Here is a 25,515-nt window from a genome sequence, read left to right as displayed (position 1 = left end):
TTCAAGCGGCCGTTCGACCCTGCCCGAGGCGGGGGCGCTAGAATGTCGCCCCCTCCCACGTCCCGTTCCAGCAGGAGTTCCGCCCGTGATCAAGCCCCGTACCCCGCCCGGCACCCTTGAACTGCTGCCGCGCGAGCAGATTGCGTTCCAGCGCATGCTGGACGTCATCCGCCGCAACTACGAGCGCTTCGGGTTCCTGCCGGTGGAGACGCCGGTGTTCGAGCTGTCCGACGTGCTGCTGACCAAGTCCGGCGGCGAGACCGAGCGCCAGGTGTACTTCGTGCAGTCCACCGGCGCGCTGGCGAACGCGGCCGAATCGGGCGACCGTTCGCTGCCGGAAATGGCGCTGCGCTTTGACCTGACCGTGCCGCTGGCACGCTACGTGGCCGAGCACGAACACGAACTGACCTTCCCGTTCCGCCGTTACCAGATGCAGCGCGTCTACCGTGGCGAGCGTGCCCAGCGCGGCCGTTTCCGCGAGTTCTACCAGTGCGACATCGACGTGATCGGCAAGGACAGCCTGAGCGTGCGTTACGACGCCGAAGTGCTGGCGGTCATCCATGCGGTGTTCTCGGAACTGCGCATCGGTGACTTCAGCATCCAGCTGAACAACCGCAAGCTGATGCGCGGCTTCTTCGAGAGCCTGGGCGTGGCCGAAGGCGAGCGCCAGCTGGCGGTGCTGCGCGAAGTGGACAAGCTGGACAAGCGCGGCGCCGATTATGTGCGCGAGACGCTGGTGGGCGAGGGCTTCAACATCCCGGCAGAACAGGTCGAGAAGATCCTGGCGTTCGTCGCCGTGCGTTCGCAGGGCCATGCCGATGCGCTGGCGCAGCTGGCCACGCTGGAAGCCGACGCCGGTTCTTCGGAGATCCTGCGTACCGGTGTCGCCGAACTGCGCGAAGTGCTGCAGCTGGTGCAGGCGCTGGGTGTGCCGGAAACCGCGTACTGCCTGAACTTCTCCATTGCCCGCGGCCTGGACTACTACACCGGCACCGTCTACGAGACCACGCTGACCGACCACCCGCAGATCGGCTCGATCTGCTCGGGCGGCCGTTACGAAGACCTGGCCAGCCACTACAGCAAGTCGAAGCTGCCGGGTGTGGGTATCTCCATCGGCCTGTCGCGCCTGTTCTGGCAGCTGCGCGAAGCCGGCCTGATCGACGGGATCGAAGCCAGCAGCGTGCAGGCGCTGGTGGCGCTGATGGACGAGCAGGGCATGCCGCAGTCGCTGGACATCGCGCGCCGCCTGCGCGCCGGTGGCATCAACACCGAAGTGCAGATGGAGCCGAAGAAGATCGGCAAGCAGTTCCAGTACGCGGCCAAGGCTGGCATCCGCTTCGTGGTGCTGGCCGGTGAAGACGAGCTGGCGCGCGGCGTGGTGGCGGTGAAGGATCTGCTGCGCGAGCAGCAGTTCGAAGTGTCGCGCGACGAGCTGGCCAGCACCCTGCTGGTGGAGCTGGAGCAGTCCAAGGCGATGGTGTGAAGCCGGCCGCCGCAGGGGTGCTTGGCGTGCTCCTGCTGGCGGGCTGCCAGAGTGACCCGGTGCTGCGCAGTGCCCGGATGGGCCCGGCACGGTACCGGCTGCAGGTTGACCGCTGCCACGTGATCGACCGTGCGCAGCTTGAGGCTGACCTGCAGGCCTTGGCTTTGCGGAAGTGCCCGGCGGGCGGAGGGGTGTTGCAGAACATCCAGTCCCTGCCGAGCCGGCAGGGCAGCCTGTTCGGCGAATGCCTGCGGCGCGGGGCGCTGCAGGCCGAGGTGCGTTGCCTGCCCTGAAACGGGCCAGGTCGTTGATTTGAAAGCAGAACGCCCGCCCTTTGGTGGGCGTTTTTGCGTTTCCGGACGAAGCGCAGTCGAGCATGGCTCGACTCTACAAAAGCCGTTCTCGATCACTTTCCCAGCGAGATCCAGCAGATCGCGGCCAACTGTCGAAGGCGGGGAGGGTTCGGTGGCAGGGGTGTGAGCGGCATGGATGCCGCGACCAAGCCCCCACGGATGGGTTTACGGCGTCCCCTGCCACCGGACCCTCCCCGCCAACGCTCAGGAAATCAGCATTTGCTTTTGCTCTGGCTCTTGGCGGGTGCAGGTCAGCAGCCCTGCCGCCCCCTCAATCCTCGATTTGACGCACTGCGCAAGAATGCGCTAATGTACTAACGCGCTATTACATTGATGCATGGATACGACCCCGTGAAAGCCCGCCCCGAGATTGCCGCCAAAGACCCGAAGGCCGACCTGGAAGCCCTGGCCCAAGCCTTTGCCGCCCTGCGCGAGCCGGAACAGGTCGAGGCCTTCCTGCGTGACCTGTGCACCCCGGCCGAGCTGGAAGCCATGGCTGACCGCTGGAAGGTGGTGCCGCTGCTGCAGCAGGGCGTGCCGTACCGCGAGATCCACGAGCGCACGGGCGTCAGCGTGACCACCACCGGACGGGTGGCACGCACGCTCGAGCATGGCCATCGAGGCTATGCCGCCGCCATCGACCGCCTTGCTTCGCGCTGATCCGCGCCCCGTTCCGAACCTCGAGACTTCCCCCATGAGTGCAACCCAGGCAGCGCCGGCACGAGACCGGCTGCGTATCGCCATCCAGAAGAGTGGCCGGCTGGCCGAACCCGCCCGCAACCTGCTCAGCGCCTGCGGCCTGAGCTGGCGCGAGAGCCGCGACAAGCTGTTCTGCTACGGCGAATCGCTGCCGGTGGACCTGCTGCTGGTGCGCGACGACGACATCCCCGGCCTGATCGCCGACGGCGTCTGCGACCTCGGCATCGTCGGCCGCAACGAGCTGGACGAACAGGCTGCGGCACGCCGTCAGATCGGCCTGCCTGACGCCTACCAGGCGCTGCGCGGGCTGGGCTTCGGCCAGTGCCGGCTGATGCTGGCGGTGCCCGAGGAATGGCAGTGGCAGGGTCCGGCGCAGCTGGCCGGCACCCGCATCGCCACCAGCTACCCGGCCATCCTCAAGCAGTGGCTGGCCGAGCAGGGCGTGGACGCACAGGTGGTCGAACTGTCCGGTTCGGTGGAAATCGCCCCGCGCCTGGGCACCGCCGACCTGATCTGCGATCTGGTGTCCAGCGGCGCCACCCTGCGTGCCAATCAGCTGACCCCGGTGCACAACCTGCTCGACAGCGAGGCGGTGCTGGCCGGCGCGGTGCGCGTGCCGGATGACGCACGTGCATCGCTGCGCGCGATGCTGCTGCGCCGCCTCGACGGCGTGGTGCAGCGCCAGGACCGCAAGCTGCTGATGTTCCGTGCCAGCGAAGATCGCGTCGATGCGCTGGCGCAGCTGCTGGCCGATGCCGAGCCGCTGGTGCGCTTGCCGGCCGATGGCGGCGCGCTGCGCCTGCAGACCATGTGCCCTGGGCCGCTGAGCTGGCAGCGCATGGAGGAACTCGAGCGCGCGGGTGCGCAGGGCCTGGTGGTACTGAGCGTGGAGCGGTCGCTGGCATGAACCGTCTGATCTGGTCCCGACTTGATGAGGCTGCGCGCAGCGCGGCATTGACCCGCCCGGTGCAGACCGTGGCGCAGCAGACCCGCGATGCCGTGGCCGCCCTGATCGCGCAGGTGCGTGCACAGGGCGATGATGCGCTGCGTGCGATCACCGCGCGCTTCGATGGTGTCGAGCTGGCCTCGTTTGAGGTTTCCGAAGCCGAATTCGCCGCTGCTGAAGCGGCCGTGCCTGCCGAACTGCGCCTGGCGATGGTGGACGCCGCCGAGCGCATCGCGCGCTTCCACGCCGCCGGCATGGGCAAAGGCTATGCAGTTGAAACCGCGCCGGGCGTGGTCTGCGAACGCATGCTGCGCCCGATCGGCCGGGTGGGTCTGTACGTGCCGGCCGGCAGCGCGCCGCTGCCGTCCACCGCATTGATGCTGGGCGTTCCGGCGCAGTTGGCCGGTTGCCCGCAGGTGGTGCTGTGCACGCCGCCGCGCGCCGACGGCAGCGCCGATCCGGCAGTGTTGGTGGCCGCGCGCCTGACCGGTGTGCAGCGCGTGTTCAAGCTGGGCGGCGCGCAGGCGATCGCCGCGATGGCCTATGGCACGGCCAGCATTCCGGCCTGCGACAAGCTGTTCGGGCCCGGCAACAGCTTCGTCACCGAAGCCAAGCAGCAGGTCGCACAGGATGGCGCCGCCGCCATCGACATGCCGGCTGGTCCCTCCGAAGTACTGGTGATCGCCGATGCCGGCGCCAATCCGGCATTCGTTGCCGCCGACCTGCTGTCGCAGGCCGAGCATGGTCCGGATTCGCAGGTGCTGCTGCTGACCGACGATGCCGTGATGCTGGCGGCGGTCGAAGCCGAGGTGGAGCGCCAGGTGGCCCTGCTGCCGCGCCAGCAGATCGCGCGCCAGGCGCTGTCGGCGTCGCGCCTGATCCAGGTCGATTCGCTGGCCGAGGCGTTCGCGATCAGCAACCGTTACGCGCCCGAGCACCTGATCCTGGCCCTGCGCGATCCGCGCGCGTGGCTGGGCGAGGTGCAGGCAGCCGGCTCGGTGTTCCTCGGCGACTACACGCCCGAGGCACTGGGTGACTATTGCAGCGGCACCAACCACGTACTGCCCACCGCCGGTGCCGCGCGTGCCTACAGCGGTGTCAGCGTGGCCAGCTTCCAGAACCTGATCAGCGTGCAGAGCGCCAGCGCTGCAGGATTGGCGGCAATCGGCGGCTGCGCGCGCATCATCGCCAGCGCCGAAGGCCTGGATGCGCACGAGCGTGCAGTGGCCCTGCGGATGGAGGCGGCGGCATGAACGCGGCTATCGATGAGGTGCTCGCACTGGTGCGCCCGGACCTGCAGGCCTTCGCCGGCTACAGTTCGGCGCGCAGCGCGGCGGTGCAGGGCGAGGTCTGGCTGAACGCCAACGAGTCGGCCTGGGCCAATCCGGCTGACGTGGCGGGCAACAGCCGGCGCTATCCGGAACCGCAGCCGTTGGCGTTGCGTGAGGGCCTGGCGGCGCTATACGGCGTGACGCCGTCGCAGCTGCTGATCGGTCGTGGCAGCGACGAAGCCATCGATCTGCTGGTGCGCGCGCTGTGCGTGCCGGGTCGCGATGGCGTGCTGGTCACGCCGCCGGTGTTCGGCATGTACGCGGTCTGCGCGCGCCTGCAGGGGGCTGCACTGATTGAGGTGCCCCTGGTGGACAGCGAAGATGGCCTGCGCGCCGATCTGGATGCGGTGATCGACACCGCCAAGGCACGCAATGTCACGCTGGTGTTCCTGTGCGCACCGTCAAACCCGGCTGGCAGTGACATCGCCCTCGGCGAGATCGAACGCGTGGCGGTTGCGTTGCGCGGGCAAGCGCTGGTGGTGGTGGACGAGGCCTATGTCGAGTACGCGCAGCGCCCGTCGGCGACCACGCTGCTGGCCGCGCACGCCAACCTGGCGGTGCTGCGCACGCTGTCGAAGGCGCACGCGCTCGCGGCCGCCCGCGTTGGCACCCTGATCGCTGCCCCGGAGCTGATTGCCGTGCTGCGTCGCTGCCAGGCGCCGTACCCGGTGCCGACGCCGTGCGCGGAACTGGCTGTGCAGGCACTGCAGCCGGCCGCGTTGGCACGCACCACCGAGCGCGTGGCCACGGTCATCGCCGAGCGCGAACGCCTGTTCGCGGCACTGCCGGGCCTGCCTGGCGTTCGTCGCGTGTACCGCTCGTCCGGCAACTACCTGCTGGTCCGCTTCGCCGATGCCCAGGCCGCGTTCGATACGCTGCTGGCTGCGGGCGTGGTGGTGCGCGACCAGCGCGCCGCGCCGCAGCTGGGTGATGCGCTGCGAATCAGCATCGGCAGCCCCGAAGAGAATGACCGCGTGCTTGCGGCCCTGTCGGCGCGGAGGGCCGCAGCATGACCCCGATCCTGTTCATCGACCGCGACGGCACCCTCATCGAGGAGCCGTCCGATTTCCAGATCGACGCCTACGAGAAGCTGCGCTTCGTGCCGCAGGTGATCCCGGCGCTGCTGAAGCTGCGTGATGCCGGCTACCAGTTCGTGATCGTCAGCAACCAGGATGGCCTCGGCAGCGACAGCTACCCGCGCGCCAGCTTCGATGGCCCCAACGACCTGATGCTGCAGATCTTCGAGAGCCAGGGCATCACCTTCCGTGACGTGCTGATCGACTGCAGCTGGCCGCAGGACAACGCGCCCACCCGCAAGCCGGGCATCGGCCTGATGACTGCCTACCTGCAGGACCGCAGCATCGACTGGGCGCGCTCGGGCATGGTCGGCGACCGCATCACCGACCTGCAGTTCGCCGACAACCTCAACATCCGTGGCTTCCAGCTGCGCACCGAACAGTTCGGTGGCGAGTGGGACTGGCCGGGCATCGCCCATGCGCTGGCCGATGCGCCGCGTACTGCCGTGGTCCAGCGCAACACCAAGGAAACGAAGATCCGCGTCAAACTGGACCTGGATCGCGCGGGCGATGCACGCATCTCCACCGGCCTTCCGTTCTTCGACCACATGCTGGAGCAGATCGGCAAGCACGGTGGCTTCGCGCTGGACATCCAGGCCGAGGGCGACCTGCACATCGACGAGCACCACACCATCGAGGACACCGGGCTGGCGCTGGGTCAGGCCCTGCGCGAGGCGCTGGGCGACAAGCGCGGCATCGGCCGCTACGGCTTCACCCTGCCGATGGATGAGACCCTGGCCAGCGCTGCGCTGGACTTCAGCGGCCGCCCCTATTTCGTCTTCGAGGGCGAGTTCAAGCGCGAGCGCGTGGGTGACATGCCGACCGAGCTGGTGCCGCACTTCTTCCGTTCGCTGTGCGATGCCAGCGGTTTGAACCTCAACCTGCAGGTACGGGGCGACAACGATCACCACAAGGTCGAGGCCTGCTTCAAGGCTCTGGCACGCGCGCTGCGCCCGGCATTGGCCCGGCAGGGCACGGCACTGCCGAGTACCAAGGGGGCGTTGTGAGTGACGTCGCGCTGATCGATGCCGGTGGTGCCAACCTGGGCTCGGTGCGCTACGCATTGGAGCGCCTGGGTGCGACGGTGCGGCTGGTGCGCGAAGCGGACGGTCTGGTCGGTGCGCAGCGGGTGATCCTGCCTGGCGTCGGCGCCGCCGGTCCCGGCATGCAGCGCCTGCACGCGCAGGGCCTGGTGGAGCCGCTGCAACGACTGCAAGTGCCGCTGATGGGCATCTGCCTGGGCATGCAGCTGCTGTTCGAGCGCTCCGAGGAGGCCGGCGTCGAGACACTGGGCTTGATTCCCGGCGTCGTGCGCAAGCTGGTGCCGGCCTGTGGCATCCGCGTGCCGCACATGGGCTGGAACCGCCTGCTCCCGCTGCGCGAATCGCTGCTGCTGCGCGGCGTGCCGGAGCGCGCCAGCGCCTACTTCGTGCACAGCTATGCGGCGCCGCTCAATACCCACACCGTCGCTGCCTGCGACCACGGTGGCCTGTTCACCGCCGTGGTGGAGCAGGGGCGCTACTACGGCGCACAGTTCCATCCCGAGCGCTCCGGCGAGACCGGCTCGCTGATGCTGCGCAACTTCCTCGAGGGCACTGCTGCATGAGTTTCATGGTCTATCCCGCGCTGGATATCCGCGACGGCCGCGTGGTGCGGCTGCGCCAGGGCGACTACGCGCAGGAAACCTCGTATGGCGACGATCCGCTGCCGCGCGCACAGGCCTTCGCCGCGCAGGGTGCGCAGTGGATGCATCTGGTCGACCTGGATGCCGCACGTGCCGGTGGCTACACGCTGGCGCCGCTGTTGGCATCCATTCGTGCGCAGTCCCCGCTGCAGGTGCAGACCGGCGGTGGCGTGCGTGGCCGCGACGACGTGGCGCGCATTCTCGATGCCGGCGCCGGCCGCGTGGTGGTGGGTTCGCTGGCAGTACGCCGCCCTGACGAAGTGGTCGGCTGGCTGGAAGAGTTCGGCGCCGAGCGCATCACGATCGCGCTGGATGCCCGCCAGGATGCCCGGGGCCAATGGCAGCTGCCGGTGCACGGCTGGACCGAGAATGCCGGCGTGACCCTGGATGACCTGGCCCAGCGTTATGCGCGTGCCGGCATGCGCCACCTGTTGTGCACCGACATCGCTCGCGACGGCATGCTGGCCGGGCCGAACATCAGCCTCTACCAGCACCTGTCGGCGCTGCTGCCGGGCGTGGCGGTGCAGGCCTCCGGTGGCATCCGTGACGTGGCTGATGTGGCCGAGGCGCGTGCTGCCGGCTGCGGCGGTGCCATCCTCGGCAAGGCCCTGCTGGAGCAGCGCATGGACTTGAGCGAGGCGCTGGCATGTTGAGCCGCCGCATCATTCCGTGCCTGGACGTGCGCGATGGCCGCGTGGTCAAGGGCGTGCGCTTCCGCGATCACGTCGATATGGGCGACATCGCGGAGCTGGCGCAGCGCTACCGCGACCAGGGTGCCGACGAGCTGGTGTTCTATGACATCGGCGCCAGCCCTGAGGCACGTTCGGTGGACGTGGCCTGGATCGAGCGCATCGCACGCCTGATCGATATTCCGTTCTGCGTGGCAGGTGGCATCGACAGCGTGGAAACCGCGCGCCGCGTGCTGTTCGCCGGTGCCGACAAGGTGTCGATCAACTCGCCCGCGCTGGGCCGCCCGGAGCTGATCACCGAGCTGGCAGATGAGTTCGGCGTGCAGTGCGTGGTGGTCGGTGTCGATTCGGTGCGCGAGGCCGATGGGCAGTGGCGCGTGCGCCGTTTCAGTGGCGACCCGGACAAGACCCAGGCGGTACCGCTGCGGACCCTGGACTGGATCGTCGAAGCACAACGGCGTGGCGCTGGCGAGATCGTGCTGAACTGCATGGACAGCGACGGCGTGCGCCGTGGCTACGATGTCGTGCAGCTGCAGCAGGCGCGGGCCCTGTGCCAGGTGCCGCTGATCGCCTCGGGCGGTGCCGGTGCAATGGAACACTTCGCCGAGGCCTTCGACCAGGCCGACGTCGACGGCGCGTTGGCGGCCAGCGTGTTCCACAGCGGCGCGATCGCCATTCCGGAATTGAAGCGCTACCTGCGCGGACAGCAGATCGAGGTGCGGGATGTCTATTGAAGTGAGGCCGTCGCTGGATGCGCTGCAGGCGCTGGACTGGGGCAAGGGCGACGGCCTGCTGCCGGCGGTGGTGCAGGATGCCGACACCCTGCAGGTGCTGATGCTGGGCTATGTCAGCGCCGAATCGCTGGCCGCCACGCTGGCCATCGGCCACATGACCTTCTTCAGCCGCAGCAAGCAGCGGTTGTGGACCAAGGGCGAGCAGTCCGGCAACGTGCTGGTGGTGCAGTCGATCCGTGTCGACTGCGATGCCGATACGCTGCTGGTGATGGCACGCCCGGCAGGGCCAACCTGCCACACCGGGGCCGAGAGCTGTTTCGACCAGGCGCCGAAGGACTTCCTGGGCGGGCTGGGCCAGCTGGTGGCGATGCGCGAGGCGCAGCGCCCGCCGGGCAGCTACACCACCAGCCTGTTCGAGGGCGGCATCCGCCGCATCGCGCAGAAGGTGGGCGAGGAGGGCGTGGAGACCGCATTGGCCGCCGTGGCGCAGGATGATGAGGCGCTGCTCGGCGAGGCTTCGGACCTGCTGTACCACCTGCTGGTGCTGCTGCGCGCGCGCGGGCTGTCGCTGGATGATGCGCGGGCGGTGCTGGAAAAGCGTCATCGTTGAGGAAGGCGTGCGGACCAACGGTCCGCACCCACCTCTGCAATGCAGCCGAGCATGGCTCGGCTCTACAATAGGGGGTCTTCTTCTTTCCCGGACCGCCCATGAAACTGCCTGCCGCCTGGCTGTGCTGCCTGTTGCTGACCTCGCCGGCCTGGGCCGCGGACACCGTGGTCAGCGGCAAGGTCTATCTGGAGCGCGACGGCAGGCCGGGTCGCGGCGCGACCGATCCGGGGCTGGCCGGGGTGCAGGTTTCCAACGGCGAGACCATCGTCAAGACCGCCGCCGACGGCAGCTACAGTCTGCCGGTGCGCGACGGCCAGACCGTGTTCGTGATCAAGCCCGATGCCTACGCCTTCCCGAAGGCGACCGACGGCCTTCCGTCGTTCTGGCGCCACTACCGCCCGAACGGCTCGCCGGCGCTGAAGTACGGTGGCATCGCCGCCACCAGCGATATCACCCGCAACTGGGATTTCGCGCTGCAGGCGGACCGCCATGACAGCCGCCGTGGTTTCCAGATGCTGGTGTTCACCGATTCGCAGACCGCCAGCCTGAAGGACATCGGCTACTACCAGCAGTCGATCGTGGCGCCGCTGGTCGGCCAGACCAAGGCGCGCATGGGCACTACCCTGGGCGACATCGTCAACGACGACCTGGCCCTGTACCCGGAGATCAACAAGGTCACTACCCAGCTTGGCGTGCCGTGGTTCCACGTGCCGGGCAACCACGACCTCGACTTCGATGCCGCCAGCGATGAGCATTCGCTGGACAGCTGGCGCAACATCTACGGCCCGGACACCTACGCGGTGGAGGAGGGTGGCGCCAGTTTCGTGTTCCTGGACGACGTGGTGTATGACCCCAAGGCCAAGCCGAAGTACGTTGGTGGCCTGCGCGAAGACCAGTTCGCTTTCCTCGCCAGCTATTTGAAGGGCCTGCACAAGGACCGCCTGCTGGTGCTGGGCATGCACATCCCGCTGTTCGACGCCGCGCCGGGGCGCGAGACTTTCCGCCACGCCGATCGCCAGCGCCTGTTCGATCTGCTGAAGGACTTCCGCAACGTGCTGGTGCTCAGCGGCCACAGCCACACCCAGCAACACGTCTACCACGGCAAGGCCGAGGGTTGGAACGGCGACAAGCCGCTGCACGAATACAACGTCGGTGCCAACTGCGGTGCGTTCTGGTCGGGCGTCAAGAACGCCGCTGGCGTGCCGGACAGCACCATGAGCGACGGCACGCCGAAGGGCTATGCATTGCTCGACGTGGCCGGCAACGGCAGCTATCGCCTGCAGTACCGCGTGGCCGGCAAGCCGGCCAGCGAGCAGATCGGCCTGCACGCGCCGAAGGTACTGCGGCAGGGGGCCTATCCGGCGTGGGGTGTCTATGCCAACGTCTACATGGGTGAGGACGCCAGCGTAGTCGAGTACCGCGTCGATGGCGGCGCCTGGCAGCCGATGAAGCAGGTCAGCCAGCCCGATCCGCGCCTGATGGTGGAGAACGTGGCCGATGATCTGGCCAACAGCCTGCGCGGCTACGACCGTTCGCCGGAGGCCACCGCGTCGCCGCACCTGTGGCGGGGCGCGCTGCCGACCGACCTGGCAACAGGCAGCCACAAGGTCGAAGTACGCTCCACCCAGCCTGATGGTGCAGTGTTCACCGCCACCACCAGCTACAGCCTGCAGACTGCCCAGCCCTGACCCCGCGCACCAGCGCTCCAGCGAAAGGACCCCGCATGGATATCCGCTTCATGGCCGGCACCACGCCGGTGACCCTCAGCCGCCACTGGTTCACCGGTGCGATGCTGCTGCAGAGCGCCACCGAGAAGGTCTGGGTGCAGCACCCGTTGCATCCGGGCACCCACTTCTCGTTCTCGCTGGTACAGTCGTGGTTGCGCCACATCGCCGGCCACGAAGTGCTGGTCGAGCGCACCCGGCCGCTGCTGTTCGCCGGCTTCCGCCCGCAGCGCCTGCGCGTGCTGGTGGATGGGGTGCAGGTGGCCGAACAGGAAGGCATGTAGGCCAACCTGAACCATCGGCGCGCTAGGCAAAGCCGCCCCGATGCCTGAGAATCGGGGCGATTCAATCGATCCAAGCAGGCCAGCGTGACCATCGCAGCAGCGTCCCCGGTTTCCTCCGACTCCGCCCGCGGCGGTCTTCCGCGCCGTCTGGTCGTCGCCGATGTCGGCGGCACCTTTGCCCGCCTCGCGTTGGCAGAAACCCAACCCGGCCAGGCGCCGCTGCTGGGCAGCCATCGCACCTATGCCTGCGCAGAGCACCCCAGCCTGGCCGCGATCCTGGCCGATTTCACCGCCGGCCTCGGCCAACCGGTGCAGACCGCGGTGGTCGCCATCGCCGGTCTGCTCGATGGCGATGTGCTGATCAACTCGAACCTGCCGTGGACGGTTTCGCTGTCGGCCACCCGCGCGCAGTCCGGGCTGCACGAGCTGCAGCTGATCAACGATTTCGAAGCGGTGGCGCTGGCCATCCCGTACCTGCAGCCGGAAACCCTGGTGCCACTGAACGGCGACGCCGATCCGGCGCAGGCGTTCCCGGCACTGGTGTTGGGCGCCGGTACCGGCCTGGGCGCAGCGCTGCGCTTCGCCGATGGCGAGCGTCCGGTGTTGGCCAGCGAGATCGGCCATGCCGCGCTCGGCGCCGGCAACGCGCTGGAACTGCAGGTGCTGGGCAAGCTGCTGCAGCGCTGGGCGCACGTGGACAACGAGCGCGTGCTGTCCGGTAGTGGCCTGATGAACCTGTACCCGTGCCTCTGCGAGCTGCGCGCTGCCACCCCGGTGTGGACCAGCACCGAGGCGCTGATCGGTGCCGCACGTAGCGGCGAAGACGCGCTGGCGGTGGAAACGCTGCAGGTGTTCTGTGCCTGGCTGGGCAGTCTGGCCGGCGACGCAGCGATCGCCGTCGGCGCTCGCTCGGTGTACCTGGCCGGGGGCATTTCCGCGCATGTGCAGGATTTCCTGGCCGATGGCCGCTTCCGTGAGCGCTTCCTCAACAAGGGCGTGCTGACCGAGGTGCTGCGCCAGGTGCCGGTGTGGCGCGTCGAGCATGGCCAGCTGGGCGTGCTCGGTGCAGCGGTCTGGCACGCCGCACGGCAGCCCACGCACGACTGATCGGCTCGACCGGCATCGGGCCGGCCGTGCATTGCAGACTGGGAGGGGAAGATGGTGGATCGCAGGCAGTTCCTGCAGGCCGGTGCACTGGCCGCAGGCATGGCGGCATTACCGGGCGTGCAGGCGCGCACGCAGGGTGGGGCCAGGGTGGTCTCCACCTGGGACTTCGGCGTACCGGCCAACCAGGCCGCATGGAAGGTGCTGGCACAGGGTGGCAGCGCGCTGGATGCGGTGGAGGCGGGTGCACGCTGGGCCGAGAGCGAGCTGTGCAACCCCACCGTCGGCCATTGCGGCAACCCGGATCGCGACGGCGTGCTGAGCCTGGACGCGAGCATCATGGACGGCGATGGCCGTTGTGGTGCAGTGGCCGCGCTGGTCGACATCCTGCATCCGGTGTCGGTGGCCCGCAAAGTGATGGAGAACAGCCCGCACGTGCTGCTGGTGGGCGAGGGTGCGCAGCAGTTCGCCGTGCAGCAGGGCTTCGAGCGCAAGCACCTGCTGACGCCGCAGGCCGAAGCGGCCTGGCGCGAGTGGCTGAAGACCGAGAAGTACCAGCCGCAGATCAACGCCGAGCGCCGCGGTATTCCCGGCAACAGCGACAACCACGACACCATCGGCATGCTGGCACTGGATGCCAAGGGCCATCTGGCCGGTGCCTGCACCACCAGCGGCATGGCGTGGAAACTGCACGGTCGCGTTGGCGACAGTCCGATCATCGGTGCCGGCCTGTACGTCGACAACGACGTCGGCGCGGCCACTGCCTCGGGCGTGGGCGAGGAGATGATCCGCAACGCCGCCTCGTTCCTGGTGGTCGAGCTGATGCGCCAGGGGCGCTCGCCGGCGCAGGCCTGCCGCGAAGCGATCGATCGCGTGGTGCGCACGCGCCCCGAAGCGAGCAAGACACTGCAGGTGTGCTTCCTGGCCATGAACAAGCAGGGCGAGGTGGGCGCCTACGCGCTGCATCGCGGCTTCGTCTACGCCGTGTGCGATGCGCAGCGCCAGGATGACCTGCGTGATTCGCCGTCGATCTACACGAGCACCCAGGCGTGAGCACGCGGCTGACCCTGGAGATCGCCAGCAACTCGCTGGCCTCGGCGCTGGCCGCACAGGCTGGCGGCGCCGATCGCATCGAGCTGTTCGACAACCTGGCCGAGGGTGGCACCACGCCGTCCTTCGCCAGCATCGCGATGGCCCGCGAACGCCTGTCGATTCCGCTGTTCGTGCTGGTGCGGCCACGCCCGGGCGACTTCCACTACGACGCGCTGGAAGCCGAACTGATGCTGCGCGACATCGCGCAGTGCCGCGCGCTGGGCTGCGATGGCGTGGTGATCGGTGCGCTGGATGTGCAGGGCGGCATCGACGTGCCGTTGTGCCGTGAACTGGTGCAGGCTGCCGGGCCGCTGCAGGTGACCTTCCATCGCGCCTTCGACGCTGCCCGCGATCTGCCGGCGGCGCTGGAGCAGGTGATCGGGCTGGGTTGCCAGCGCGTGCTGACCTCGGGTGGCCAGGTCAGCGCCGAGGCCGGTGCCGATGTGCTGGCAGGCCTGGTCAGCCAGGCGGCGGGGCGTATCGCGGTGATGGCGGGCGCCGGACTGGCCCCGGGCAACATCGCAACCGTCGCACGGCAGACCGGCTGTACCGAACTGCACGCGTCGGCCAAGGGCCTGCGGCGCTCGGCCATGCAGTTCCAGAACCCGGCTTTGCGAGGGTTGGACCCGGACTGGAGCCAGACCGCCACCGCCACTGTGGCCGCGCTGCGGCAGGCGCTGGACGCCTGATCACAAGCCCGGGGTCGGATCCCTTCGCAGAAGGGCTCTGACCCCATCTGGATGCAGCCGGGTCAGAGCCCCTCTGCGAGGGGATCCGACCCTGCACGCCGGCCCGCCACGGACAAAACCGTTCCGCGCGCGTTTGTCGCAATCGTGTCACCACTTCGTGCGCTGTTCTCTCAGCGATATCACGCAACTCTTTGATTGTCATGGCTGGCGAAGGCCGTTAACGGCATTCCGCCGGGTGTTGCTGCGCCGCCGCATGCCGGGCGTGGTTCAGCTGTGCTTTAGTTTGGATCGATCCACAGGGGAGGGCGCTGGGACGGTCTTGAACCGATCCAGGTGCCCGGATCAGCCGTAGTGCCGCGCCACCACCCGTCCGTGCGTCCACACTTTCGAAGAGCAACCACCCATGGCTCAGATCGTCCGCAAGCGTCGTCACCTGCTGTCCCAGGCCCTGGTCCTGGCCCTGTTGCCGCTGGCGGCCAGTGCGCAGGAAGCCACCAGTTCGTCCACCAAGGATCTCGACGCGGTCACCGTCACCGGCTCGCGCATCAAGCGCGCCAGCGTCGAAGGCCCGGCGCCGGTCAACGTGATCACCGCCGCGCAGATCCAGAAGGAAGGCTTTGTCAGCGTGTACGACGCGCTGAAGACCCTCACCGAAGCCACCGGCACCGTTGAAGCTGCCTCGCAGTGGGGCTCGCACACGCCCAATGCCAGCGGCCTGAACCTGCGCGGGATGGGCCCGAACCGTTCGCTGCTGCTGGTCAACGGCCGTCGTGTGGCTGATTACCCGCTGCCGTATGGCGGCGAAACCAACTTCTCCAACTACGGCAACATTCCGGCCGCGGCGGTGGAGCGCATCGAGGTGCTGACCGGTGGCGCCTCGGCCATCTATGGCTCCGATGCGATTGCTGGCGTGGTCAACGTCATCCTGAAAACCAACTACGACGGTGATGAAGTACGCGTGCGTGGCGGTACCTCCACCGAGGGTGGGCGCGATACCTGGGACCTGTCCTGGGCCGGCGGCAAGACTGGTGACAACTGGAGCGTGACCTACGCGCTGCAGTACACCAAGCGCGATCCGTTGTTCGGTCGCGACCGCCCGCAGATGGACGACGCCGATGATGCACCGTACGCGTCGTGGAACATGGAGCAGCGCAAGGTCTGCTTCCGTCCCACCGCGGGCCTGGCACTGATCGATCCGACCACCGGCCAGCGCCTGGCGCCGCCCGCCGGCACCTGCGAGAAGTTCAACGGCGAGTACTACACCGCCGATCGACTGGTCTACAACTACGCCGCCAACACCATCACCAACACCGGCCGCCTGTGTGGCATGAGCGCCGACTACACCAACTGGCTGCTCACCGGCGGTGCCGAGAACGTATCCGGCAACCTGTATGCCACCTTCGATTTCAGCAACGACCTGCAGGCCTGGACCAACCTGGCGGTGTACCGCTCCGAAGCGATCTGGGGCACCAATCCGCCCAGCGTGTCGCTGATCGACGATGACAACGGCTACTACTGGGATGCCAACCGCAACCGGCCGATCCTGGGCGTGCGCCAGTTCACCCCGAACGAGGTGGGTGGCCTGGATACGCTGCGCAACACCAACCGTGAACTGTCCTGGGACTGGAGCGCCGGCCTACGCGGGCGCCTGGCCGACCGCTTTGACTGGAGCGCCACGGTGGGGCGCTCCTACTACCGCGTGGAAGAGCGGCAGAACGTGGTCGACAAGCAGAAGTCGTACGACTACTTCCTCGGTCCGCGCCTGGGTACGACCGCCGACGGCGAGGCGATCTACGCGTTGAACGAATCGCGCTGGTGGAACCCGCTGACGCCGGACCAGTACTGGCAGATGGGCACCGTCGCGAAGAACCGCGCGGCGTCGTGGGTCAACCAGGCGTCGGCGGATGTCACCGGCGAGCTGTTCCAGGGCTGGGCCGGCCCGATCTCGTTCGCCGCCGTGGCCGAGATCGCGCAGCAGGGCTATCACCTCAGCCCCGACCCGCGCGCCGGCATCGACTTCGATCTGCAGAACGTCGATCGTGGCGGCGGCGAGCGCACCCGCTATTCGGCCGGCGTCGAGTTCAAGATCCCGCTGCTGGAGAGCGTGATCGCCACCGCGGCCGCGCGCTATGACCGCTATGGCAATTACAAGGCCGACGACAGCAGCGAAGCGCTGGACATCGGCAGCCAGAAGGAAACCACCTGGAACGTCGGCCTGGAATGGCGCCCGGTGGAGTCGCTGCTGGTGCGTGGCTCCTATGCCACCAGCTTCCATGCACCGGACATGCACTACCTGCTGGGCCAGCCGAGCAGTTCGGAAGTACAGACCTATGACCGCCTGCGCTGCATCCAGAGTGGTGCCTACCTGGTCAACAACTGTGGCGTGGGCAACACCGATGTCTGGTACACGTTCGACGTGAACCGGCGTGGCACGCCGTTGCTGCGTTCGGAGACCGGCGATTCGTGGACGGTGGGTTTCGTCTGGGACGTGATGCCGAACCTGTCGGTCAGCGCGGACTACTGGGCGATCAAGCTGGAAGACATGATCGTCGACGTCGGCGCCGACGAGGTGCTGGCCAGCGAAGCGGGCTGCCTGACCGGCAAGAACATGGACGGCACGCCGTGGGCCAATCCGGCTGGCGGCGAGTACTGCGCCGGCATCCTGGCCCGCGTGAACCGTGACAGCAACGGTCGACTGGTGTCGATCGAGCGCGGCCCGTTCAACCTGGCCAGCCGCGAAGTGCGCGGTATCGACCTGACCGCACGCTACCGGCTGGAGACCGCGCAGTGGGGCAGCTTCCAGCTGGGGGTGAACTACACCAACCAGATCTCGACCAAGGAACAGCGCTACGCCGCCGACCCGAACCCGGAACGACGCGACCGCGACCTGCGCAGCAAGCTGCGCGCAAGCCTGGCCTGGCAACGCGGCAACTGGAATGCCAACGTCTATGCCGACCGCATTGGTTCGGTGCCGGGCGTGCGCTACCACTGGGGTACCGACCGCCTGGACAACCCCGGTGGCTGCCTGCCGTTCGCCGATGGCTACGTGCCCAGTGACAGCCCATCACTGAATTGCCTGGAGCCGGCACGGCTGCCGGATGGTTCGGTGAACCCGAACCCCAACGCCGGCCAGCAGACCTCGCGTTACTTCGGCCGCGTCGGGCCGTTCATCACCTGGAACTTCAACGTGGGCTACCAGGTGACCGAGCACGCCAAGGTCAATGTCTACGTCAACAACGTGTTCAATTCGGCCAGCTGGAACCACAAGGACCCGTACAAGCTGGACTACGACTTCGCCCCGACCCGCCTGCTCGGCGCGGTTGGCCGCGAGTTCGCGTTGGAGTACGTGTTCACCTTCTAACGAGACTGCCCATCGTCAGTAGATCCACGCCATGCGTGGACATGGGCACCCGGGTTCCCATTCAGGAAATGCGGACAGGCTGGATTTGACCTTCCCACGATGGCAAGGTTTAGCCTGTCCGCATCCAGAAGGAATCCCCGGGAATCCGATCATGAACACGCCCCGCGCCGCTGCAATCCCCGCCACTCCCTCCGCCATCAGCCTGCCCATCGAGGGCATGACCTGCGCCAGCTGCGTCGGCCGTGTCGAGGCGGCGTTGTCCAAGGTCGAGGGCGTGGGCAGTGTTTCGGTCAACCTGGCCACCGAACGGGCGGACATCCGTGCGTCGGGTCCGGTCGATCGCGCCGCGCTGATCCAGGCGGTGGAGCGGGTGGGCTACGACGTACCCGCCGCCACCATCGAGCTGGCGGTGGAAGGCATGACCTGCGCCTCCTGCGTCGGCCGCGTCGAACGTGCACTGTTGGCCGTGCCAGGCGTCAGCCAGGCCAGCGTCAACCTGGCCACTGAGCGCGCCACGGTGCGTGGCGTGGCCGATGCTGCAGCGCTGGTCGCCGCCATCGACAAGGTCGGCTATGACGCGCGCGTGATCGAGGCGGGTGTGCAGTCCGATGACGAGGCCGCGGAAAAAAAGGATGCCGAGCGCGCCGAGCTGAAGCGCGACCTGATCGTGGCTACCGCGCTGGCACTGCCGGTGTTCGTGCTGGAGATGGGCTCGCACCTGATTCCCGGCATGCACGAATGGGTGATGTCCACCCTCGGCATGCAGGCCAGCTGGTACCTGCAGTTCGTGCTGACCGCGCTGGTGCTGGCCATTCCCGGCCGCCGTTTCTACCAGAAGGGGTTCCCGGCGCTGCTGCGGCTGGCACCGGACATGAACTCGCTGGTGGCAGTGGGTACCGCTGCAGCATTTGGCTACTCGGTGGTGGCGACCTTCCTGCCGAGGCTGTTGCCGGCGGGCACGGTGAACGTCTACTACGAAGCAGCGGCGGTGATCGTCGCGCTGATCCTGCTCGGCCGCTTCCTTGAAGCCCGGGCCAAGGGCCGCACCTCCGAGGCGATCAAGCGCCTGGTCAACCTGCAGGCCAAGGTTGCCCACGTGGTCCGTGACGGCCGCAGCATTGATGTTCCGGTCAATGACGTGCTGAGCGGCGACGTGGTGGAAGTGCGCCCGGGCGAGCGCGTGCCGGTCGATGGCGAGGTGGTCGAAGGCCGCAGCTACATCGATGAGTCGATGATCAGCGGCGAGCCGATTCCGGTGGAGAAGCAGCCGGGCAGCAGCGTGGTCGGCGGGACGGTCAACCAGAAGGGCGCGTTGACGGTGCGCGCGACGGCGGTGGGGGCGCAGACCATGCTGGCGCAGATCATCCGCATGGTCGAACAGGCGCAGGGCTCGAAACTGCCGATCCAGGCGGTGGTCGACAAGGTCACCCTGTGGTTCGTGCCGGCGGTGATGCTTGCTGCATTGGCGAACTTCGCCGTCTGGTTGATCTTCGGGCCTTCGCCGGCGCTGAGCTTTGCGCTGGTCAATGCGGTGGCGGTGCTGATCATTGCCTGCCCATGCGCGATGGGCCTGGCCACGCCGACGTCGATCATGGTCGGTACCGGTCGCGGCGCGGAGATGGGTGTGCTGTTCCGCAAGGGCGAGGCGCTCCAGTTGTTGAAGGACGCGCAGGTGGTGGCGGTGGACAAGACCGGCACGCTGACCGAAGGGCGCCCGCGCCTGACCGATCTGGAGATTGCTGCCGGCTTCGATCGCAACGCGGTGCTGGCGGCAGTTGCCGCGGTGGAGTCGCGCTCGGAGCATCCCATCGCCCGCGCGATTGTTGATGCGGCGACCGGGCAGGGCATCGCGTTGCCGGCCATGGTCGACTTCGAATCGGTCACCGGCATGGGCGTGCGCGCCGGTGTCGAGGGTGCACGCGTGGAGGTCGGTGCCGATCGCTTCATGCGCGATCTGGGCGTGGACATCACTGCATTCGCAGCATTGGCGGCGGAACTTGGCACGCAGGGCAAATCGCCGATGTACGCGGCCATCGATGGACGCCTGGCCGCGATCATCGCGGTGTCCGATCCGATCAAGCCGAGCACGCCGGCGGCGATCGCCGCACTGCATCAGCTGGGCCTGAAGGTGGCGATGATCACCGGTGACAATGCCGGCACCGCGCAGGCGATCGCACGCCAGCTCGGCATCGATGAAGTCGTGGCCGAGGTGCTGCCGGAAGGCAAGGTCGAAGCGGTGCGCCGGCTGAAGGCCACGCATGGCCACGTTGCCTTCGTCGGCGATGGCATCAACGATGCGCCGGCGCTGGCCGAGGCCGATGTCGGCCTGGCCATTGGTACCGGCACCGATATCGCGGTGGAGTCGGCCGATGTGGTGCTGATGTCGGGCAACCTGCAGGGCGTGCCGAATGCCATCGCGCTGTCGAAGGCAACGCTGGGCAACATCCGGCAGAACCTGTTCTGGGCCTTCGCCTACAACACCGCGTTGATTCCGGTAGCGGCCGGCGTGCTGTACCCGGCCTGGGGCGTGCTGCTGTCGCCGGTATTCGCTGCCGGTGCGATGGCGCTGTCCAGCGTGTTCGTGCTGGGCAACGCGCTGCGCCTGCGCCGCTTCCAGCCGCCGATGGCGGAAGCCCCCGCCGCGACCCATTGAAGGAGAACCGCATGAACATCGGTGAAGCCGCCAAGGCCTCCAGCGTGTCGGCGAAGATGATCCGCTACTACGAACAGATCGGCCTGATTCCCGCGGCCGATCGCACCGAGTCGGGCTACCGGGCGTACTCGCAGGCGGACATCCACCGCCTGCGCTTCATCCGTCGCGCGCGCGATCTCGGCTTCCAGGTCGCCGAGATCACCGATCTGCTGGGCCTGTGGAACGACACCTCGCGCCACAGCGCCGACGTCAAGCACCTGGCCGAACAGCACATCGCCGATCTGGAACAGCGCATCGAACAGATGCGGCAGATGGCCGACACGTTGAAGTCACTGATCAGCTGCTGCGCGGGCGATGAGCGCCCGGAATGCCCGATCCTGGAGCGGTTGGGCGAAGACGATGAGGCTCCGGTGCCGGTCGTTGCCGCGAAGACCGGCGCGGTGCGGCGGCGCGCGCAGAAGCATTGAATCGATATCGCACGCACTGAAAAGCCCGCCATGTGACAGCGCACGGGGAGGGCTTGGTTGTGGACGCAGGGCAGGGAATCAGCCCGTGCGCGGCGGGAAACCGGCATCGTTCACCGCGGCGAGCACCTGTTCCTGCGAGGCGGTGGTCTGCACCTTGACCAGGCCGGTCGGCGGATCGGCCACCACGCTGGCGTTCGGATCGATCTGCTGGATCGCGCGGGTCACGCTGCGTGCGCAGCCGCCGCAGGTCATGCCGTCGACATGGAATTCCATCTGTAGCTCCTTCGATGCTCTTGGGATGGGACCAGTGTGCACCTTCCAACGATGGCAGGGTCAAGCGCTGGACTGAATGACAACGCACCAATGAACATGCACCAATGAGCGCGCATCAATGAACACGCACCAATGAAAACGGCAGCCACCTGTACCAGCGCGGCTGCCGTGGAGGAACGTCCCCGCCGGGGCGGGGCGTGGGTTGCGCCGGGGGCGGGCCCGGGCAACCCGGTACGGGCTTAGAACTTCCAGGTCGCGCCGAAGTACAGCTGGCGGCCTGCGTAGGTGTTGGAAACGAGACGAGCCTTGGTGTCATTGCCCAGGTGCACGCGCTGCTCGGACTTGGTGGCGTTGATCACCGAGGCGGTCAGCGTCCAGTCCGGGGTCAGGTTGTAGGCCACGTTCAGGTCCAGCTGGTCATACGGCTCGGTGTAGACGGTGAGGCCATTGTTGAGCCCACCGACCACCTGGCCGCGACGGTTGAACGAGGCGCGCGCGAGGAACTTGTCGTTCTCGTAGAACACCGTGACATTGGCCTGGTTCTTGGCGCTGCCGACCAGCGGCGAGGAGCCGATCTCCTGGCCGTCCAGAACAATGGAAGCCAGGTTGGTGTCGTTGTAGGTGTAGTTGGCCTGCACACCGAAGCCGAAACCGAAGGTGTACTGGCCATACAGCTCGACGCCCTGCGACACGCCATCGCGGCCGTTGGCCTGGGTTTCGTAGCGCTGCACGTTCACGGCTTCACCACCGATGACCATCGGCGTGTCGCGCACCACCGGCAGGGTGAAGTTGTCCACGTTCTTGCGGAACAGGCTGACACCGGCGACCGCGCCCGGCTGGAAGTACCATTCCAGGCCCAGGTCGAACTGGGTGGCCTTGAACGGTTCCAGCTGCTTGTTGCTGCCCTGGCCGACCCAGCCTGCCGTCGATGCGCCACCGGCAACGCGGCGATCATTGACATACTCTTCGCTGTAGTAGCTCAGTGCGCCCGGCGCTGCGATGTCGGTGTAACCGGGGCGGGCGATCACCTTCGATGCGGCACCACGCAGCACCAGCGTATCGGTGATGTCCCAGGCGATGTTGAAGCTCGGCAGCACGTCGGTGTAGGTACGGTTCACGCCGATCAGGTCGTACGTCTTGCTCTGCGCCAGGTCGTGCGGCAGGCGCACGAAGCCGCTCTCGCAGCTGTAGGTCGGGTAGGCCGCAGCGGCGGGGTCGGTGCACGCCATCGGCGCGCCGGACGCGTTGTCCAGGAAGTAGTCGTTGAACTTCTCGATCGAGTCGGAGGACTGCGCGAACTGCTTGGTGCGCACCACGCGCACGCCGACGTTGCCGCGCACCCGCTCGGTGCGGAAGTTGGCCTGGAAGTAGCCCGAGTAGATCTTCTCGTTGACGTTGTAGACGAAGTCTTCCTCGGTACGGTTGTGCGAACCGCCGTAGGTCTTGTTCAGGTAATCGATGTAGGCCGGGTAGTTGATGCCCGGGAACACGTTGGCGTTGAAGCCGCCCGCGATGTTGCTGATCGGATTGGACAGGAAGAAGCCCGGCTGCGCGTCGCCCGCAGTCGGATCGCAGCCACTCTGGTAGCGGCTGTTGTCATAGTCGGCCGGGTCGCGGCCCGGGCACACCCAGTAGGTATTGCCGGTATTGCGGTGGACCTTGCCATCGCGGTACTTGGCGCCGAACTGGATCGAGTCCAGCCAGCCCGATTCGAACAGCTTGGTGACGTCAGCCTGGAAGTAGTTCTGCTTGACTTCGGTGCGCTTCCACGACGAATCGGTCGAGCCGGTGTCGACTTCGGCGATGCCGTTCATCAGCTGCTGCTGCAGGTCGGGCGAGAAGGTGGCCGAGGGCGTGCCGGTCAGGTCCCAGGCGCTGTAGAGATTGCCCGGCAGGTAATCGTTGCCGACCTTGCGGCGCGGCTTGGCCGACATCCGGAAGTTCATCGACGGACCACCTTCGGACCAGGTGCGGCCGCCGGTGAACGAGGCCTTCCACAGCGGGCTGATGTCCCAGTCGATGGTCAGGTCAGCGGTCTGCGACAGCGCCTTTTCCTTGCTGTAGCCACCGGTCAGCTGCGGCGTCGGAACGGTGCAGTCGTCCGGGCCCCAGCCGCCGGGCTGGAGGCCGGCAGCCTTGGCCTGGTCTTCGCTGCAGTAGTAGGTCTTTCCAGCCAGCTTTTCGAACTGGGCGCCGGTGACGGTGTTGCCGCTGGGGTCGAAATCCAGGCCATTGAGCAGGCGGCCGCCCGCCCAGTTTCCGTCGCCGTTGAAGCGCGCCATGCTCCATTCCGGAATCTTCAGCATGTTCTGGGTGTAGTCACCCTGCAGCTCGAAGCGGAAGTAGTTGGCCGTCATCGTGACGTTGTCGACCGGCTTGAACTGGAAGGTCAGCTGGCCGCCCTTGCGCTCGCGCTTTTCTTCCTTGACCGCGAAGTTGACCGAGGTCGGCATGAAGAAATCGCTGTAGTTGCCGCCGGTCTGGTTGTTGAAACCGGACTTGCCCCACCAGTAGTGGATGCCATCCTGCGCCTGGACGTTGCCATAGGCATCGCGGGCCTTGCCGGCGCCGTACCACTGGTAGTCCTCGGTGCTGGCTTCCATGGTGCGGGTGGTGCGCTTCTGCTGGGTCACGCCGACCAGTACGCCGAAACGCTCATCCTTGCTGTGCCACGAATACAGCGCCGACGCCTGCGGGTCGATATCGTGATGGGTATCGGAGGAGGTGCCCTCGAGCGTGACGAAGCCCGAATTGGCCTCCATGTCCAGCGGACGGCGGGTGTGCAGGATGACCGTGCCGCCGATACCGCCTTCGTCGATGCGTGCTTCCGGCGACTTGAACAGCTCGGCGCTGGACAGCATGTTCGACGGCAGCAGGGTGTAGTTGAACGAACGGGTGGCTTCGTCGTTGGTTTCCGACGTGGCCACGTAGTTGCCATTCAACTGGGTCAGGGTCAGGTCCGGCGCAAGGCCGCGCACGCTGACACTCTTGCCTTCGCCACCGCTGCGGGTGATGACCACGCCGGGCACGCGCTGCAGCGCGTCGGCGACGTTCTTGTCGGGGAATTTGCCGACGTCCTCGGCGGTGATCACTTCGACCACCGCGTTGGCATCGCGCTTCTGTGACAGGCTCTTCTCGATGGCGTAGCGGTAGCCGGTGACCTGGACGCTGTCCAGGTTGGTGGCCTCCTGCGAGCCGGTCGAGGTGGCCTGCTGCGCGGCGGCGCCTGCCGGAATGACGGCGGCGACCAGGGCCAGCGCGATGGCCAGTGACAATGCGTCCTGGCCGTGCGTACGTGTTGAATGCTTCATTCCCATCTCTCCCTCTCTCCTGGATTGATCCGGTGACGTGGCACGGACAACTTGAATCGATCTAATTTGAAGTGACTTTGTCGCTGTCGCCATGCAGTGGCAGTAGCACCGCGCACGTGGCCTGGTACGTCCTGTTGCTGCTCCCCCAACTCCCGGCCATCGCAGCGTCGTCTTGGATCGATCTAAGCGATGGGCGGGCGATTTTTAGCATGGGTCGCCCGTGGGCGCATGCTGCTCCGCAATATGGTACTGGCGTGGCGAAGGGATGACGGTTTGCTGAAATCAGTGAAATCGTTTTCGTGCGCAGGGGAGGGTGGGTCGGCAGGGCTGCGCCCTGCACCTGCGGTAGTGCCGGCCGCTGGCCGGCAAGAGCCAAAGCCAAAGCCAAAGCCAAAGCCAAAGCGGCTCTGGATTTCTGCTGGTTTGGCGGGGCGGTGTGGGCTGGCAGGACACGCCGTAAACCCTTCCATGGGGGCTCGATGGCGCCATCCATGGCGCCAACGGTCCTGCCAGCCCACACCGCCCCACCTTTGACAGTTTCCCGGTGACGGTTGGATTGATCCTGGAACGACATGAGGTCGTGGGGTCAGATCCGTTTTCCGTTGGAAAACGGATCTGACCCCGATTGATTTCGTTATCCGACAGAGATTCATCCACGCATGGCGTGGATCTAACTGCAGATCGCGAGAAACTGTCGAAGGCGGGGTGGGTCCGGTTGCGGGGGCGTGAGCCGCATGGATGCGGCGACCGAGCCTACATGGACGTATTTACGGCGTCCCCCGCAACCGGACCCGCCCCGCCATCCCACGGATAGCCGGTTTTTGCTGTTGCTGTTGCTCCAGCTCGAAGCAGGTGCAGGGCGCCGCCCTGCCGAACACCCCCCCTCATGCTGCGCCGCAGAATGCATTCGGCTGAACCTGCATGCTCTACTTGAATCGATCTAAATTCACGG

General features: G+C 67.1%; 21 protein-coding genes. 19 read left to right on the top strand and 2 right to left on the bottom strand.

What is annotated here, in order from left to right; translation table 11 throughout:
* Nucleotides 1–85: 85 nt before the first annotated feature.
* From hisS to cueR, 19 genes are all read left to right on the top strand, one after another.
* The gene (gene hisS / locus BKE09_RS01100; RefSeq protein ID WP_014037003.1) at nucleotides 86–1,483 is read left to right on the top strand and encodes a histidine--tRNA ligase; all 1,398 of its coding nucleotides are present in this window, start codon (nucleotides 86–88) and stop codon (nucleotides 1,481–1,483) included.
* Nucleotides 1,480–1,776 carry a hypothetical protein gene (locus BKE09_RS01095; protein WP_075674613.1) on the top strand — a complete coding sequence of 99 codons (297 nt, stop codon included), beginning with the start codon at nucleotides 1,480–1,482 and terminating at the stop codon, nucleotides 1,774–1,776. The genes hisS and BKE09_RS01095 overlap by 4 nt, the downstream gene beginning before the upstream one ends.
* A 411-nt stretch (nucleotides 1,777–2,187) precedes the next feature.
* Entirely contained in the window at nucleotides 2,188–2,496 is a 309-nt protein-coding gene (locus BKE09_RS01090; RefSeq protein WP_088025802.1) for a YerC/YecD family TrpR-related protein, read from the top strand.
* A 34-nt stretch (nucleotides 2,497–2,530) separates the two neighbouring features.
* A complete protein-coding gene (hisG, locus tag BKE09_RS01085; protein ID WP_075674612.1) occupies nucleotides 2,531–3,442 on the top strand; it encodes an ATP phosphoribosyltransferase in 912 nt (303 codons plus the stop codon).
* A complete protein-coding gene (gene hisD / locus BKE09_RS01080; protein ID WP_075674611.1) occupies nucleotides 3,439–4,734 on the top strand; it encodes a histidinol dehydrogenase in 1,296 nt (431 codons plus the stop codon). The genes hisG and hisD overlap by 4 nt, the downstream gene beginning before the upstream one ends.
* Complete coding sequence (gene hisC / locus BKE09_RS01075; protein ID WP_075674610.1) at nucleotides 4,731–5,825, top strand: histidinol-phosphate transaminase; 1,095 nt, start codon at nucleotides 4,731–4,733, stop codon at nucleotides 5,823–5,825. Before hisD ends, hisC begins: the two co-directional genes overlap by 4 nt.
* Nucleotides 5,822–6,895 carry a bifunctional histidinol-phosphatase/imidazoleglycerol-phosphate dehydratase HisB gene (gene hisB / locus BKE09_RS01070; protein ID WP_075674609.1) on the top strand — a complete coding sequence of 358 codons (1,074 nt, stop codon included), beginning with the start codon at nucleotides 5,822–5,824 and terminating at the stop codon, nucleotides 6,893–6,895. The genes hisC and hisB overlap by 4 nt, the downstream gene beginning before the upstream one ends.
* Complete coding sequence (hisH, locus tag BKE09_RS01065) at nucleotides 6,892–7,494, top strand: imidazole glycerol phosphate synthase subunit HisH (RefSeq protein ID WP_075674608.1); 603 nt, start codon at nucleotides 6,892–6,894, stop codon at nucleotides 7,492–7,494. Before hisB ends, hisH begins: the two co-directional genes overlap by 4 nt.
* On the top strand, nucleotides 7,491–8,225 hold the full coding sequence (hisA, locus tag BKE09_RS01060; protein WP_075674607.1) for a 1-(5-phosphoribosyl)-5-[(5-phosphoribosylamino)methylideneamino]imidazole-4-carboxamide isomerase: 735 nt from the start codon (nucleotides 7,491–7,493) through the stop codon (nucleotides 8,223–8,225). Before hisH ends, hisA begins: the two co-directional genes overlap by 4 nt.
* Nucleotides 8,219–8,995, top strand: coding sequence for an imidazole glycerol phosphate synthase subunit HisF (gene hisF, locus BKE09_RS01055; protein ID WP_005409431.1), 777 nt, complete (start codon nucleotides 8,219–8,221; stop codon nucleotides 8,993–8,995). The genes hisA and hisF overlap by 7 nt, the downstream gene beginning before the upstream one ends.
* Entirely contained in the window at nucleotides 8,985–9,605 is a 621-nt protein-coding gene (hisIE, locus tag BKE09_RS01050) for a bifunctional phosphoribosyl-AMP cyclohydrolase/phosphoribosyl-ATP diphosphatase HisIE (protein ID WP_075674606.1), read from the top strand. Before hisF ends, hisIE begins: the two co-directional genes overlap by 11 nt.
* 98 nt (nucleotides 9,606–9,703) lie before the next feature.
* The gene (locus BKE09_RS01045) at nucleotides 9,704–11,293 is read left to right on the top strand and encodes a calcineurin-like phosphoesterase family protein (RefSeq protein ID WP_075674605.1); all 1,590 of its coding nucleotides are present in this window, start codon (nucleotides 9,704–9,706) and stop codon (nucleotides 11,291–11,293) included.
* Nucleotides 11,294–11,328: 35 nt separating this feature from the next.
* Nucleotides 11,329–11,613 (top strand): hypothetical protein, encoded by a 285-nt coding sequence (locus BKE09_RS01040; protein ID WP_005409434.1) that lies wholly within the window; start codon nucleotides 11,329–11,331, stop codon nucleotides 11,611–11,613.
* A gap of 84 nt (nucleotides 11,614–11,697) precedes the next feature.
* Complete coding sequence (locus tag BKE09_RS01035) at nucleotides 11,698–12,720, top strand: glucokinase (protein ID WP_075674604.1); 1,023 nt, start codon at nucleotides 11,698–11,700, stop codon at nucleotides 12,718–12,720.
* A 51-nt stretch (nucleotides 12,721–12,771) separates the two neighbouring features.
* Nucleotides 12,772–13,770 carry a N(4)-(beta-N-acetylglucosaminyl)-L-asparaginase gene (locus BKE09_RS01030; protein ID WP_075674603.1) on the top strand — a complete coding sequence of 333 codons (999 nt, stop codon included), beginning with the start codon at nucleotides 12,772–12,774 and terminating at the stop codon, nucleotides 13,768–13,770.
* Nucleotides 13,767–14,498 carry a copper homeostasis protein CutC gene (locus BKE09_RS01025; RefSeq protein WP_075674602.1) on the top strand — a complete coding sequence of 244 codons (732 nt, stop codon included), beginning with the start codon at nucleotides 13,767–13,769 and terminating at the stop codon, nucleotides 14,496–14,498. Before BKE09_RS01030 ends, BKE09_RS01025 begins: the two co-directional genes overlap by 4 nt.
* A 403-nt stretch (nucleotides 14,499–14,901) precedes the next feature.
* On the top strand, nucleotides 14,902–17,859 hold the full coding sequence (locus BKE09_RS01020) for a TonB-dependent receptor (protein WP_075674601.1): 2,958 nt from the start codon (nucleotides 14,902–14,904) through the stop codon (nucleotides 17,857–17,859).
* Between the two features lie 151 nt (nucleotides 17,860–18,010).
* Nucleotides 18,011–20,512, top strand: coding sequence for a heavy metal translocating P-type ATPase (locus BKE09_RS01015; protein ID WP_075674600.1), 2,502 nt, complete (start codon nucleotides 18,011–18,013; stop codon nucleotides 20,510–20,512).
* A gap of 11 nt (nucleotides 20,513–20,523) precedes the next feature.
* Nucleotides 20,524–20,979, top strand: coding sequence for a Cu(I)-responsive transcriptional regulator (cueR, locus tag BKE09_RS01010; RefSeq protein WP_014037019.1), 456 nt, complete (start codon nucleotides 20,524–20,526; stop codon nucleotides 20,977–20,979).
* 78 nt (nucleotides 20,980–21,057) lie between these two features.
* On the opposite strand, the gene BKE09_RS01005 is transcribed toward cueR, so the two are convergent.
* Nucleotides 21,058–21,252, bottom strand: a complete 195-nt coding sequence (locus BKE09_RS01005) for a heavy-metal-associated domain-containing protein (protein ID WP_075674599.1) — start codon at nucleotides 21,250–21,252, stop codon at nucleotides 21,058–21,060.
* Between the two features lie 239 nt (nucleotides 21,253–21,491).
* Nucleotides 21,492–24,569 carry a TonB-dependent receptor gene (locus tag BKE09_RS01000; RefSeq protein ID WP_075674598.1) on the bottom strand — a complete coding sequence of 1,026 codons (3,078 nt, stop codon included), beginning with the start codon at nucleotides 24,567–24,569 and terminating at the stop codon, nucleotides 21,492–21,494.
* Nucleotides 24,570–25,515 lie beyond the last annotated feature (946 nt).

The organism is Stenotrophomonas sp. TD3, from assembly GCF_001939825.1.
Classification (GTDB): Bacteria; Pseudomonadota; Gammaproteobacteria; order Xanthomonadales; family Xanthomonadaceae; genus Stenotrophomonas.
The sequence above is the reverse complement of the archived record's forward strand: the minus strand, read 5'-3'. Positions and strand labels throughout refer to the sequence as shown.

What these genes read in the sequence shown, in the direction of transcription:
- hisG (WP_075674612.1), top strand. Translation starts at nt 2,531, where the DNA reads ATGAGTGCAACCCAGGCAGCGCCGGCACGAGACCGGCTGCGTATCGCC.
- hisD (WP_075674611.1), top strand. Translation starts at nt 3,439, where the DNA reads ATGAACCGTCTGATCTGGTCCCGACTTGATGAGGCTGCGCGCAGCGCG.
- hisC (WP_075674610.1), top strand. Translation starts at nt 4,731, where the DNA reads ATGAACGCGGCTATCGATGAGGTGCTCGCACTGGTGCGCCCGGACCTG.
- hisB (WP_075674609.1), top strand. Translation starts at nt 5,822, where the DNA reads ATGACCCCGATCCTGTTCATCGACCGCGACGGCACCCTCATCGAGGAG.
- hisA (WP_075674607.1), top strand. Translation starts at nt 7,491, where the DNA reads ATGAGTTTCATGGTCTATCCCGCGCTGGATATCCGCGACGGCCGCGTG.
- hisF (WP_005409431.1), top strand. Translation starts at nt 8,219, where the DNA reads ATGTTGAGCCGCCGCATCATTCCGTGCCTGGACGTGCGCGATGGCCGC.
- hisIE (WP_075674606.1), top strand. Translation starts at nt 8,985, where the DNA reads ATGTCTATTGAAGTGAGGCCGTCGCTGGATGCGCTGCAGGCGCTGGAC.
- BKE09_RS01045 (WP_075674605.1), top strand. Translation starts at nt 9,704, where the DNA reads ATGAAACTGCCTGCCGCCTGGCTGTGCTGCCTGTTGCTGACCTCGCCG.
- BKE09_RS01040 (WP_005409434.1), top strand. Translation starts at nt 11,329, where the DNA reads ATGGATATCCGCTTCATGGCCGGCACCACGCCGGTGACCCTCAGCCGC.
- BKE09_RS01030 (WP_075674603.1), top strand. Translation starts at nt 12,772, where the DNA reads ATGGTGGATCGCAGGCAGTTCCTGCAGGCCGGTGCACTGGCCGCAGGC.
- BKE09_RS01020 (WP_075674601.1), top strand. Translation starts at nt 14,902, where the DNA reads ATGGCTCAGATCGTCCGCAAGCGTCGTCACCTGCTGTCCCAGGCCCTG.
- BKE09_RS01015 (WP_075674600.1), top strand. Translation starts at nt 18,011, where the DNA reads ATGAACACGCCCCGCGCCGCTGCAATCCCCGCCACTCCCTCCGCCATC.
- cueR (WP_014037019.1), top strand. Translation starts at nt 20,524, where the DNA reads ATGAACATCGGTGAAGCCGCCAAGGCCTCCAGCGTGTCGGCGAAGATG.
- BKE09_RS01005 (WP_075674599.1), bottom strand. Translation starts at nt 21,252, where the DNA reads ATGGAATTCCATGTCGACGGCATGACCTGCGGCGGCTGCGCACGCAGC.
- BKE09_RS01000 (WP_075674598.1), bottom strand. Translation starts at nt 24,569, where the DNA reads ATGGGAATGAAGCATTCAACACGTACGCACGGCCAGGACGCATTGTCA.